Origin of the sequence: Acidithiobacillus sp., assembly GCF_023255755.1 — a bacterium.
Classification (GTDB): domain Bacteria; phylum Pseudomonadota; class Gammaproteobacteria; order Acidithiobacillales; family Acidithiobacillaceae; genus Acidithiobacillus.
The window spans coordinates 1-12,496 of the sequence record NZ_JAGDVS010000024.1 but is presented as its reverse complement, the minus strand read 5'-3'; the positions used below and the strand labels follow the sequence as shown (position 1 = coordinate 12,496).

11 protein-coding genes and 3 tRNA genes are annotated in these 12,496 nt (G+C 57.1%); 2 read left to right on the top strand and 12 right to left on the bottom strand.

Going from position 1 to position 12,496, the window contains the following annotated elements; all coding sequences use genetic code 11:
- The 6 genes from Q0C48_RS01910 to Q0C48_RS01885 form a co-directional block, all read right to left on the bottom strand.
- A partial coding sequence (locus tag Q0C48_RS01910; RefSeq protein WP_291521001.1) for a hypothetical protein occupies window positions 1-206 on the bottom strand: 206 nt, incomplete at its 3' end.
- A 219-nt stretch (window positions 207-425) separates the two neighbouring features.
- Window positions 426-499, bottom strand: a tRNA-Cys gene (locus Q0C48_RS01905).
- A 39-nt stretch (window positions 500-538) separates the two neighbouring features.
- A tRNA-Gly gene (locus tag Q0C48_RS01900) sits at window positions 539-613 on the bottom strand.
- Between the two features lie 22 nt (window positions 614-635).
- On the bottom strand, window positions 636-1,223 hold the full coding sequence (gene pgsA, locus Q0C48_RS01895) for a CDP-diacylglycerol--glycerol-3-phosphate 3-phosphatidyltransferase (RefSeq protein WP_291520999.1): 588 nt from the start codon (window positions 1,221-1,223) through the stop codon (window positions 636-638).
- Window positions 1,224-1,225: 2 nt separating this feature from the next.
- Window positions 1,226-3,097 carry an excinuclease ABC subunit UvrC gene (uvrC, locus tag Q0C48_RS01890; protein WP_291520997.1) on the bottom strand — a complete coding sequence of 624 codons (1,872 nt, stop codon included), beginning with the start codon at window positions 3,095-3,097 and terminating at the stop codon, window positions 1,226-1,228.
- Between the two features lie 31 nt (window positions 3,098-3,128).
- The gene (locus Q0C48_RS01885; protein ID WP_291520995.1) at window positions 3,129-3,431 is read right to left on the bottom strand and encodes a DUF971 domain-containing protein; all 303 of its coding nucleotides are present in this window, start codon (window positions 3,429-3,431) and stop codon (window positions 3,129-3,131) included.
- An 89-nt stretch (window positions 3,432-3,520) separates the two neighbouring features.
- Between Q0C48_RS01885 and efp the strand changes: the two genes are divergently transcribed.
- On the top strand, window positions 3,521-4,081 hold the full coding sequence (gene efp / locus Q0C48_RS01880) for an elongation factor P (RefSeq protein WP_291520993.1): 561 nt from the start codon (window positions 3,521-3,523) through the stop codon (window positions 4,079-4,081).
- Between the two features lie 49 nt (window positions 4,082-4,130).
- On the opposite strand, the gene Q0C48_RS01875 is transcribed toward efp, so the two are convergent.
- From Q0C48_RS01875 to uvrB, 6 genes are all read right to left on the bottom strand, one after another.
- Window positions 4,131-4,496 (bottom strand): septum formation initiator family protein, encoded by a 366-nt coding sequence (locus tag Q0C48_RS01875; RefSeq protein WP_291520991.1) that lies wholly within the window; start codon window positions 4,494-4,496, stop codon window positions 4,131-4,133.
- Between the two features lie 54 nt (window positions 4,497-4,550).
- Window positions 4,551-5,831 (bottom strand): phosphopyruvate hydratase, encoded by a 1,281-nt coding sequence (eno, locus tag Q0C48_RS01870; protein WP_291520989.1) that lies wholly within the window; start codon window positions 5,829-5,831, stop codon window positions 4,551-4,553.
- A 1-nt stretch (window position 5,832) separates the two neighbouring features.
- Window positions 5,833-6,675: a 3-deoxy-8-phosphooctulonate synthase gene (gene kdsA / locus Q0C48_RS01865; RefSeq protein ID WP_291520987.1), complete on the bottom strand. Its 843-nt coding sequence runs from the start codon at window positions 6,673-6,675 to the stop codon at window positions 5,833-5,835.
- Window positions 6,672-8,309 (bottom strand): CTP synthase, encoded by a 1,638-nt coding sequence (locus Q0C48_RS01860; protein ID WP_291520985.1) that lies wholly within the window; start codon window positions 8,307-8,309, stop codon window positions 6,672-6,674. Before Q0C48_RS01860 ends, kdsA begins: the two co-directional genes overlap by 4 nt.
- A gap of 214 nt (window positions 8,310-8,523) precedes the next feature.
- Window positions 8,524-9,576: an NAD(P)-dependent alcohol dehydrogenase gene (locus Q0C48_RS01855; protein ID WP_291520983.1), complete on the bottom strand. Its 1,053-nt coding sequence runs from the start codon at window positions 9,574-9,576 to the stop codon at window positions 8,524-8,526.
- 104 nt (window positions 9,577-9,680) lie between these two features.
- Entirely contained in the window at window positions 9,681-11,708 is a 2,028-nt protein-coding gene (uvrB, locus tag Q0C48_RS01850) for an excinuclease ABC subunit UvrB (protein ID WP_291520981.1), read from the bottom strand.
- 134 nt (window positions 11,709-11,842) lie between these two features.
- Here uvrB and Q0C48_RS01845 point away from each other — a divergent pair.
- Window positions 11,843-11,919, top strand: a tRNA-Arg gene (locus tag Q0C48_RS01845).
- Window positions 11,920-12,496: the final 577 nt, after the last annotated feature.

Here is a 12,496-nt window from a genome sequence, read left to right as displayed (position 1 = left end):
GCCTGATCCGCAGCACGCAGCAATGCCTCTGGACTGTCCATGTCCGGTTGCATCTGCGCTACCCCCGCGCTGAGCGTGATGAGCGGGAAATCGCCTTGCATCTGAGCAGCCTCCTGGCATAGTCGTTCAGCGTACAACGAAGCTTTCAACTCATCGCTTTGCGGGCAAAGAATGAGAAACTCTACGCCGCGCTGGATGAAGTACACGCGATATCCAGGGCCATAGTGCTTGGTCCTGAAGGTCTTGGTCTGTGATGGAAACCCGCGTTTACGAATAATCGCCTGCAGCCGATCAGGTTATCGTCCTGATCGTGACGTGGTGAAATGGTCACCATGCTGCACCTCGCGCTGCACCTGAAACCCTGCCCAAGTGCAGCTCTTATTCAAGAGATACTGGAGAATTTATTACAACTTGTTGTTTTTGTTTGGAGGCTGGGCCCGGAATCGAACCGGGGTACGCGGCTTTGCAGGCCGCTGCATGACCACTCTGCCACCCAGCCTTAAAAGAAAAGGGAAAGCGTAAAACTTTCCCTCGATATTGGAGCGGGAAACGAGGCTCGAACTCGCGACCCCAACCTTGGCAAGGTTGTGCTCTACCACTGAGCTATTCCCGCATGGGCGCAAAGGTTACCGAGATCACCGGTCCTTGTCAAGATGAACGTCGCTGGCCATCAAGCTGGGCCAAGCGGCGCGCAAGTAGCCTACCATACTCCAGAGTGTCATCGCCGCCGCCACGACCAGGAGGGCAATGCCCAGGTTCCGTCCCGACAGGCCAAACAGAGGTCGTTCGTAGACCAGGAGCAGGATCGAAATCATCTGCGTAGTCGCCTTCGCCTTGCCCAGCCAGGAGACTGCCACCTTCTTGCGCTCCCCCAGCTCTGCCATCCATTCGCGCAGCGCAGACACAGTGATTTCCCGGCCAATAATCACGCTGATCAGAATACCCGCAAGTATCTTTGGCACCTCTCCCGAAGACGCGATGAGCACCAGTGCAGTGACCACCATGATCTTATCTGCAACCGGGTCCAGGAAGGTACCAAAGGGGGACACCCCCTGATAGCGCCGGGCCAGATAGCCATCGGCCCAATCCGTAATCGCCGCCACCGCAAAAACGCCGGTGGCGCCCAAAGTGCGCATATCGCTCCCCCAGTAAAAGAGCGCCACAAAAATAGGCACCAGCAAGATGCGCAGAACTGTCAGGAAATTGGGCAGCCGTTTTATCACAATCAGGCACGTCCTACGTGAAAGAAATCATATATCCGCTGCGCGAGTTCCAGATGGATACCTTCTACGCGCTGCAAATCCTCTATACCGGCGTCACGAACCCCCCGTAAACCGCCAAATGCGCGTAACAGCGCGACTCGCCGTTTGGGTCCGATTCCGGCGATGCCATCCAGATCAGACTCCTGTCGCGCCTTGCCGCGTCGCGCCCGATGACCGGTAATGGCAAAACGATGGGCTTCGTCGCGTATTTCCTGAATCACCAGTAATACTGGGTCATCATCGTCAAATTGTCGCGCCGCGGCCCACCCGGGAATATGCAGCATCTCCAGCCCCGGACGCCGCGTCGTCCCTTTCGCTACCCCACACAACTGAATACACCCTATCTCCAATGCATCCAAAGCCACTTGGGCCCGGGCCACCTGCCCGGGACCGCCGTCAATAAGGACGATCTCTGGCAAGGGCAAACCTTCTTTTTGCAAGCGCGCGTAGCGGCGATGCACAGCCTGCTCTATAGCCGCGTAATCGTCCCCGCCCTGGATGTCCCGGATATTGAAGCGGCGATACGCACTCTTCAGCGCCCCATCTTCACCGAAAACCACACAAGATGCCACCGCCGCTTCACCGCGTGTATGGCTAATGTCAAAGCATTCTACGCGCTGCGGCGCCTCTGCGAGGTCAAAAAGCTCCTGTAGCAGGAGCATACGCCGTCGTCCGGCGGTGGCGGTCTGCGCTCTTTGGCGCAACGCTCCCACGGCGTTGGTGAACGCCAATGCCATCCAGCGCCTGCGCGGACCGCGCTGCGGCTGATCAATCATGACCCGGTGCCCGGCTTCGCTGCTCAAAGCCTCCGCGAGTGAGGCCGGCGAACGTGGCAGCACATTGACCAGCAGATTCCCCGGCACCTCTTTATTACTGTAGAACTGCATGAGGAAGGCCGCGAGGACATCTGGCGCACGCACTTCTTCCGTATGGCGCGGGAAAATGGAGCGTCCGCCCAGTTGTCGTCCATTGCGGATAAAACTGACATACACCACCCACTGCCCATTCTCTTGTGCTGCCGCCAGCACATCAAAGTCGCCCCCACCCGCCTGCGCCACATACTGACGCTCCTGAATCTTGGACAAAGCGGCGATCTGATCACGGCGCCGCGCTGCCTCCTCGAAATCCAGTTGTTCCGCTGCGGCCTGCATGCGCGCCCCCAGACTGCGGATCGCCTCGTCGCTTTTCCCTTCCAGAAAGCGGATGGTGTCCGCCACATCCCGTGCGTAGTCCTCCCCGCTGATGTGCCCCACGCAGGGACCGCTACAACGGCGAATCTGGTACTGCAAACAAGCCCGGCTGCGATGGTAAAAGGTATGATCCTCACAGGTCCGCAAGCGAAAGGCTTTCTGTAACAGCACCATACTCTCGCGTAGCGCAGTGACGGCCGGATACGGGCCGAAGTAGTGCCCTTTGCCCTTCTGGGCGCCCCGGTGCAAACTCATGCGCGGCGTGTCGTGACTGCTTTCTATGAACAGGTAGGGGTAACTCTTATCATCGCGCAGCAGGATATTGTACGGCGGCTGGTGGCGCTTGATGAGATTGGCTTCCAGCACCAGCGCTTCGGTTTCGGTGTGGGTCACTATCACTTCGACCCGTTTTACCTGCGCCAGCATCGCCAGCGTTTTGGGGCCGTGGCGCTGCTTCTGAAAGTAAGAACTGACGCGGCGCCTGAGATTGCGGGCCTTGCCCACGTAGAGCAGGCGGCACCCAGAGCCAACCATCTGGTAAATACCGGGCTGACTGGTCAGCGTACGCAGAAAGTCGCCAAGAACGAAAGACGTTTCCGCCGTCTCAATATCTCTCCGGGCGTTTTCTATGGGTTCAGCATCCATGAAATTTTAGAACTTTTAACTCCAGAAGCGCTCATTCATTATCCAGCATGCGCAGATATTCCCAGGTAAAAATGCCCGTATTGTGACCGTCGCTGAAATGCAGTTGCACCGCGTAGTTGCCCACCGGTGCCACATCCACAATGCTCACGTCCTCTTTACCAGTAATCACTTGCGCCTGATCGGGTGTGTGTCCCTTACACTCCGCGCAGGGACATTCCACCCGCAGGTGTTCAAAGGTCAGACGGCTGGTGTGACCGTCAGCCCAATCTACTTCCATGATGCGACTGATCATGAGGGGACGAATCTCCAGGGGCTGGGTGCGGGGCTCAGACATGATTACCTCTCAGGGACCGGGCTGGTCAGAAATAGGCCTCTAGGGTACAATTCACGCCCTCTAAAGGGAATGCCCAGAAGGACTACAGTATGAAGATTTCCGCCTTTGATATCCGCCCAGGCAATATTCTGGAACATGAAAGAGGGCTTTGGCGTGTACTCAAAACCGATTTCGTGAAACCCGGCAAGGGCGGTGCCTTCGTACAGGTCGAGATGAAGAATATTGAGACGGGTACCAAGTCCAATACCCGCTTCCGTTCTGGAGAAAGTATGGAGAAGGCCGTCGTCGAGCCGCGTACCATGCAGTATCTATACGCAGATGCCACCGGCTATGTCTTTATGGACAACGAGAGCTTTGAGCAGATCATTCTCAGTGAGGATCTGCTCGAAGGACAAACCGGCTATCTCTTGCCCAATACCGAAATCCAGGTCAACCTGCATAACGAAAGACCCATTGGCGTTGAATTGCCGCCTGTGGTCACTTTGGAGGTGGTTGAAGCCGACCCCGCCATTAAGGGACAAACCGCTACCGGCTCCTATAAGTCCGCGCGTATGGAAACCGGCATTACGGTTATGGTGCCGCAGTTTGTGAATGCGGGTGAAAAAATCCGGGTGAATACGGTAGACGGCAGTTACATCGACCGCGCCTGACAGATCGTAAACGGACGGATTGCCGGACCTGCGAAACGCCCGGCACGACTCAGGACACCTGGGTAGTTGCGTTCACACTGTTGGGACTGGCTTTGGCCGGGATCACCCAGACAAACACCTCTCCCTTACTGACCATCCCCAAATGACGCCGGGCCAACTCTTCAACAGCATGGCTTCCCGTTTGCAGGCTCTTCACCTGCGCCACCAGAAGATCGTTGCGATCTTCTAACTGCTTCAAAACCACCTGCCTGGTTTCCAGTTTCTGGTGCAGGTCCGCAACATTCCACCAGCTTCCAGAACCAAACCAAAGCGGATATTGCAAGGCGCACAACACGGCCAGGAGCATAAAGTCTGCAAGGCGCATTTCTGCCTTAGCAGTGCCTACGCTACTTTTTACGCGCGCCCAATGGCCCATGCCGAAAAATCCCCGAAAATTTAATGGCCCAGAAAATATCCCATTAAATTCCTTTTAGTCTAGATTATAAAAAGTTGCAAGTCCGGGATAACGGGCCGCGTCGCCCAAGTCTTCCTCAATACGCAACAAACGGTTGTATTTTGCAACCCGATCCGTACGCGACAAAGAACCTGTTTTAATCTGACCACAACCTGTAGCCACCGCGACATCGGCCAACGTGGTGTCCTCGGTTTCTCCGGAGCGGTGCGAGACGATAGCTGTATAACTATGGGTTTTCGCCATTTCAATGGCCGCCAGGGTCTCGGATAACGTGCCAATCTGGTTGAGTTTAATGAGGATGCTATTGGCGACACCACGCTCAATACCTTCGCGCAAAATGGTCGTATTCGTCACGAAAATATCATCGCCAACCAATTGCAAACGATCGCCGAGACGATCAGTCAGCATGATCCAGCCTTCCCAGTCGTTTTGATCCATGCCATCTTCAATGCTGATCAACGGATAACGATCGGCCAGTGTCTCCAGGTAGTCTACGAATTGCGCACTATTGAGTTCGCGCTTTTCGCTGGCCAGATGATAACGCCCATCCCGATAAAATTCACTGGACGCTACGTCCATGCCCAGCCAGATATCTTTGCCCGGCTGATAACCCGCCTTGCTGATGGCGTCCATGAGCAATTCCAGTGCAGCCTCATTGGAAGGCAGATTCGGAGCGAAACCGCCCTCGTCGCCGACGGTCGTCGCCAATCCGCGCGATTGCAGTACGGCTTTGAGGCTGTGAAACACTTCCACTCCCATCTGCAGCGCCTCAGAGAAAGACTCCGCACCCGCCGGGATCAGCATAAATTCCTGCATGTCCACGTCATTATCGGCATGGGCACCGCCGTTGATGACGTTCATCATCGGGACAGGCAATTGCAGAGGACCAAGGCCGCCAATATAGCGATACAAGGGTTGGCCAGCGGCGTGGGCGGCGGCATGGGCAGTCGCCAGTGAAACGCTGAGGATCGCGTTGGCGCCGAGACGTGCCTTATTTTCGGTGCCATCCAGGGCGCAGAGGGCGGCGTCAATATGCTCCTGCTCTTCGGCTTCCATGCCGAGGAGTAAATCCTGGATCTCACCGTTGACGTGCTCCACGGCTTTGCGCACCCCCTTGCCACCGTAGCGCTGGCCCCCGTCACGCAATTCTACGGCTTCGCGCTCGCCGGTAGAGGCGCCACTGGGAACAATAGCACGGCCCATAGCACCATTTTCCAGATGGACTTCGGCTTCCACCGTGGGGTTACCACGCGAATCGAGAACTTCACGGGCTTGTATGCGGACGATGGCGTTCATGCTAACTCTCCTCAGGATGGTTTTCAGAAAAATCTTGGTCTTTCACGAGATGATCAATCTGCTGGAGGACACGCAACAGGCTCTCCATACGTCCCAGCGGCCAAGCGTTGGGGCCATCGGACAAGGCCTGCGTCGGATCAGGATGCGTCTCCATAAAGAGCCCTGACACACCTGCCGCCACGGCTGCACGCGCCAGCACCGGGATAAATTCGCGCTGGCCCCCAGATCGGTCGCCCTGACCACCCGGGAGCTGTACCGAATGGGTTGCGTCAAAAACCACAGGGCATCCGGTCTGGCGCATCACTGCGAGGGAACGCATATCCGATACGAGGTTGTTATAGCCGAAGGAGGCACCACGCTCACAGACCATAATCTGGTCATTGCCGGTAGCTTTGGCCTTGTTGGCGACGTGCAGCATATCCCAGGGCGCGAGGAACTGCCCCTTCTTGATGTTGACCGGCTTACCCGCAGCAGCGACGGCCTGAATGAAATCGGTCTGCCGACAGAGGAAGGCTGGCGTTTGCAGCACATCGGCCACCTCCGCCACGGCAGACACGTCTTCTTTTTCATGAACATCCGTAATGACCGGTACACCCACTTCCCGGCGGACTTTTTCGAGAATGCGCAGTCCTTCGTCCCTACCGGGTCCTCGGAAACTCTGTCCCGAAGAGCGGTTCGCCTTGTCGTAGGAACTTTTGTAAATAAAGGGGATACCGAGACGTGCACAGATATCGCGCAGATCTTCCGCCGTGCGCAACGCCAGGGATTCACTCTCAATCGCACAGGGGCCCGCCATCAGAAAGAAAGGGTGCTGCAGACCTGCCTCGAAGCCACAAAGTTTCACGCTACCGCCTCCCGTTCCCGCTGCGCGATGGCGGCGCGCATAAAGGCATCAAACAATGGATGCCCCTCACGCGGGTTACTGGTGAACTCCGGGTGAAACTGGCAGCCCAGAAACCACGGGTGGCCCGGCAACTCCACCACTTCCACCAGCTCACTATCCGCAGAGAAACCCGTGTAACGCAACCCCGCCGTAGCCAACGAATTGCGGTAACGGTTATTGAACTCGAAGCGATGGCGATGTCGCTCGTAAATCCGCTCCTGCCCATAAGCTTGTGTCGCCAAGCTGCCGGGTTCCAATCGGCATTCCTGCTCACCCAGCCGCATGGTGCCGCCCAGATTACCGCCCTCTTCCCGATATGCTTTATGACCTTCGGGATCGGACCACTCGGTCATCAGCGTAATAACCGGCGCCGGAGTCTGGGGGTCCAGCTCTGTACTGTTGGCGTCCGTCAGTCCGGCGCAATGCCGCGCGAACTCAACGACCGCTAATTGCATGCCGAGGCAGATACCGAGATAAGGCACCTTCTGCTCTCGCGCGTAGCGAATGGTGGTGATTTTGCCCTCGGTGCCACGTCCGCCGAAACCACCGGGTACCAGAATCGCATCCGCTTCCGCGAGCATTTCCGTCCCCTGCGTCTCGATATCTTCTGCATCCACATACAGGAAGCGCACACTCCGCCGTGCCCGCAATCCGGCGTGAAGCAACGCCTCGGCCAGTGACTTGTAGGACTCGGTAAGCCCCACATATTTGCCTACGAGGGCAATCACCACCTCACCTTCCGGGTGTTCCAGGGCGTTTATGATGCCATTCCATACCGAAAGGTCAGGGGCTGGCACCTGCAGGCCGAGATTCTGTACCACCAGATCATCCAGACCCTGTGCATGGAAAAGCAGCGGAATGCGGTAGATGCTGTCGGTGTCGATAGCGGAAATGACCGCCCTTTCCGGCAGATTAGAAAAGAGCCCGATCTTAGCCCGGTGATCGGCTGGTATAGGCCTGTCGGCACGGCAGAGCAGCACATCCGGCTGGATACCGATGGCACGCAGTTCACGTACCGAGTGCTGGGTGGGCTTGGTTTTCATCTCCCCGGCAGACGCCAAATAGGGTACCAGCGTCAGATGCATGAAGAGGGTATCACCCCGCTCCTCCTCTACCGCCATCTGCCGGATCGCTTCCAGAAAGGGCTGCGATTCAATGTCACCGACGGTACCACCGATCTCCACCAGCGCCACATCCGCATCCACCGCACCCAACCGGATGCGCCGCTTGATCTCATCGGTGACATGGGGGATGACCTGCACCGTGCGTCCCAGATAGTCGCCGCGCCGTTCTTTTTCAATAACAGTCTGATAAACCAGACCAGTGGTGAAATTGTTGCGCTTGCCCATCCGCGTCGAGAGGAATCGCTCGTAATGCCCCAAATCCAGATCCGTTTCCGCACCATCGGCCGTGACGAACACCTCACCGTGCTGGAAGGGGCTCATGGTGCCCGGATCGACATTGATATAGGGGTCTAGCTTGAGCATGGTGACCTTCAGCCCACGCGCCTCCAGCAGTGCGCCAAGAGCTGCGCCGGCGGCGCCCTTGCCCAGAGAAGAAACCACCCCACCTGTTACAAAAATGTATTTGCTCATAGGACTCGCAACGCGCGTTTAACCTGCGCATGGTAGCCAATTCGGACGTGCGGCACAACGCAAACCGCCTTTCTTTGGTGGCCCGCGCGCAGTTCCTGCTGCCTTGACATCTCGCCCCAAAACAAAAAACACGCCGGACTGTCGTTTGTGGCTTCAGCCTGGCGCGTATTCCGTCTCTTGCTGGAGGGGCTGGATATCTCCGGCCCCGGAGAACCTATTTCAGCGTCGCCATGTCTATCACAAAGCGATACTTCACATCGCTCTTCAGCATTCTTTCATAGGCGGTATTGATGTAGTCCATAGGGATCATCTCGATATCCGAACCAATCCCATGCTGCGCGCAGAAATCCAGCATCTCCTGCGTTTCCCGGATGCCACCAATAAGGGAGCCCGCGAGCTGCCGGCGCTTAAAAATCAGGTTGAAGACTTCTGGTGACGGATGGGGCTCTGCCGGAGCGCCCACCAGCGTCATCGTACCATCCCGCTTGAGCAGGTTCAGGAAGGTGTCCAGATTATGGGGCGCCGCCACGGTATTGAGGATAAAATCGAAGCTGTTGGCATGGCTGGCCATTTGCGCCTCATCTTTGGAGGTGCAGACCTCATCCGCCCCCAGCCGCTTACCATCCTCCACTTTGCCGGGAGAGGTGGTGAACAGCACCACGTGAGCACCCATGGCGTGCGCCAGCTTGACGCCCATATGACCAAGACCGCCCAGACCCACAATGCCGACCTTTTTACCTGGTCCGACACCCCAATGGCGTAAGGGCGAGTAGGTGGTGATACCGGCGCAGAGCAGCGGTGCCACACTCGCCAGATCTTTTTCATCATGCTGAATCTTAAGTACAAAGGATTCTTTGACCACCACGCTTTGGGAATAGCCGCCATAGGTATTTTCGCCACCGAATACCGGGCCGTTGTATGTTCCGGTGAATCCGTTATCGCAGTACTGCTCCTCACCCTCGGCACAGGACGGGCAGTGCCCACAACTATCCACCATGCAACCGACACCGGCAAAATCACCGACTTTAAAGTTTTTGACATCCTTACCGACGGCAACGACCCGGCCCACGATTTCGTGACCGGGAACAGCGGGGTACAGCGTGTTTTTCCATTCATTGCGGGCGGTGTGCAAATCGGAGTGGCAGACTCCGCAAAAGAGTATATCTATCTGGACATCATCAGGACCCGGCTCACGACGCAGGACTTCGTAGGGCGCCAACGGACTGCGGGCAGTCTGAGCAGCATAGGCTTTAGCCTTCATCATCATCACGTTCTCCTGTTATTACATACCGTCCGGTTGGTTTATAGAATAAGCAATGCCCTACGCGGCGTCAAGTTGCAAGGGGTACTTTTGTCCGTATGGGTCGCACTTCAGTCCTCTTCCAGAGATACCGGCAGATCGGTACCCAGCAGACGGGTCTCCAGTTTTTTGATGTCGTCCCGCAGCGTCGCCGCCTGTTCAAACTCCAGATTGCGGGCGTGACGGTACATGGCCTCCTCCAGCTCCTTGATTTTTTTAGAAACGGCTTTGGGGTCGCTGAGCACGCGATAATCCGCGTTTTTTTCCGCCGCGCGCGCGGCGGGTTGTGCATTGCGCCGATAGACCCCCTCAATCATGTCCGACACCGGCTTGATGATGCCGCGCGGGGTAATGCCATGCACCGCGTTGAACTGCAACTGCTTCTCCCGGCGGCGGTCGGTTTCGGCTATGGCGCGGGCCATGGATTTGGTGATGCTGTCGGCATAGAGAATGGCCCGCCCGTGCAGGTTGCGCGCGGCGCGCCCGATGGTCTGAATCAGCGACCGCTCCGAGCGCAGGAAGCCCTCCTTATCCGCATCCAGAATGGCGACCAATGCCACCTCCGGCATATCCAGGCCTTCCCGCAGCAGGTTAATCCCGATCAACACGTCGAACACCCCGGCACGCAGATCGCGAATGATCTCCACCCGCTCCACCGTCTCGATATCAGAGTGCAGGTAACGGCACTTGATACCCAGCTCATGGAGATAATCGGTCAGATCTTCGGCCATCCGCTTGGTCAGCGTCGTCACCAGAATACGCCAACCGGTGCGCACAACGATGTTGATTTCACTGATCAGGTCATCGACCTGCCCCTTCGCCGGGCGGACGTCCACAGCCGGATCGACCAGACCGGTGGGGCGTACCACCTGCTCCACCACCTGGCCGGAGTGCTCCAGTTCGTAGGGACCGGGCGTTGCGGAAATAAACACGGTTTGCGGCATCAGCGACTCGAACTCGGGGAACATCAGAGGCCGGTTGTCCAGCGCCGAGGGCAGACGAAACCCGTATTCCACCAGGGTTTCCTTACGCGAACGATCGCCTTTATACATCCCCCCGAACTGCGGGACAGTTACATGGGATTCGTCCATAAACAGCAGGGCGTCCTTGGGCAGGTAATCCATCAGGGTCGGCGGCGCCTGACCGGGCACCCTTCCCGAGAGGTAGCGGGAGTAATTCTCGATCCCCGAGCAATACCCCAGCTCGGCCATCATCTCCAGATCGAAGCGGGTGCGCTGCTCCAGCCGTTGCGCCTCGACCAGCTTGTTAGCGCGACGCAGGTCGTCCAGACGCGAGCGCAGTTCATCTTTAATAGCGTCCAGTGCCGCGAGAATGGTCTCGCGTGGGGTGACATAGTGGCTTTTGGGATAGATGGTGTAACGCGGCAAACGGGTGATGGTCTTGCCGGTCAGGGGGTCAAAGAGCGATATGCGCTCCAGCTCGTCGCCAAAAAGCTCGATCCGAACGGCTTCGTCCTCACTTTCTGCGGGCCAGATATCGATGACATCGCCGTTGACGCGAAAAGTGCCGCGCTTCATTTCCAAAGGATTGCGGCTGTACTGCATCTCCGCCAGACGCTTGAGGATAGCGCGCTGATCCATGGTGGCAGACTCGCGCAGATGCAGAATCATGCCATGGTAAGAGGCCGGATCACCCAGACCGTAGATTGCGGAAACGGTGGCCACGATGATGACATCTGGCCGTTCCAGCAGGGCCTTGGTGGCTGATAGGCGCATCTGCTCGATGTGGTCATTGATGGCGGCATCTTTTTCGATGAAGGTGTCGGAGGAAGGAACGTAAGCCTCGGGTTGGTAGTAATCGTAATAACTGACGAAATACTCCACGGCATTGTGGGGAAAAAAAGCGCGCATCTCCGCATAGAGCTGCGCCGCCAGGGTCTTGTTGGGCGCCATGATGATGGCGGGCCGATGGGTGCTTGCGATGACGTTGGCCATGGTAAAGGTCTTGCCCGAACCCGTCACCCCCAACAGGGTCTGGAAAAATTCACCAGAAGCAAGGCCTTTAACCAACAGCCGGATGGCCTCCGGCTGGTCGCCCTGCGGTGGGAAACTGCTCTCCAGGGTAAAGCGCTTGTCCATGCTCTGCTCCGCTCGGCTGATACCACCAACCATACACGCTGGCAGCCGTCAGCGAAAAGGGGCACGCTCCGGCTTCCCTGACCGCCACCGGTCCTCTACAATGGCGCGGACGATTTATTGTCGGATTATCCCTTGCGCCTGTAGCTCAACCGGATAGAGCAACGGCCTTCTAAGCCGTAGGTTACAGGTTCGATTCCTGTCAGGCGCACCATATAAAACAGACAGTTAGGTGATACCCCAGACCATCATAAACCCATTGTGGGGCACTCTTGGGACACCAAGCCGCAACCCGTGGGCACTCACCGGCACCCAAACCGCACCCCTTAGCCTTCCCTTTGGCCTCACCGTGACAACCGCCTGTCCTGTGGATAAGCGCCCCATTTTGTCCCGCACTGCCCCATGAGTGCCCCATGCTCTGTTTCATGGCGGACTGATAATATATAAATCATTGCATTGTGTTGCCTATGCTCTGGCTTGTGAAGCCGTAGGTTACAGGTTCGATTCCTGTCAGGCGCACCATTAAAATCAATATGTTAAAGCAACCTTACCGCCCCGTAATTTACGCTTAATACAACCGTTCCCCACCCGTTCCCCATTCGTCTGCGCCTTTCGACAAGCGCTGCGACCTAATCCGCATACGAGGGTAGCGCATCGCCTTAGGATGTCTGGGCGCCCTCACCGCCTACCCCGCAAGACTGAGCACCCCCTGACCGGTGAGCAGACTCAGCATTGGCTATAGGGCATTTCGAATAACAAAAATTTCACGACTTGAGAATGGAATATTCCCC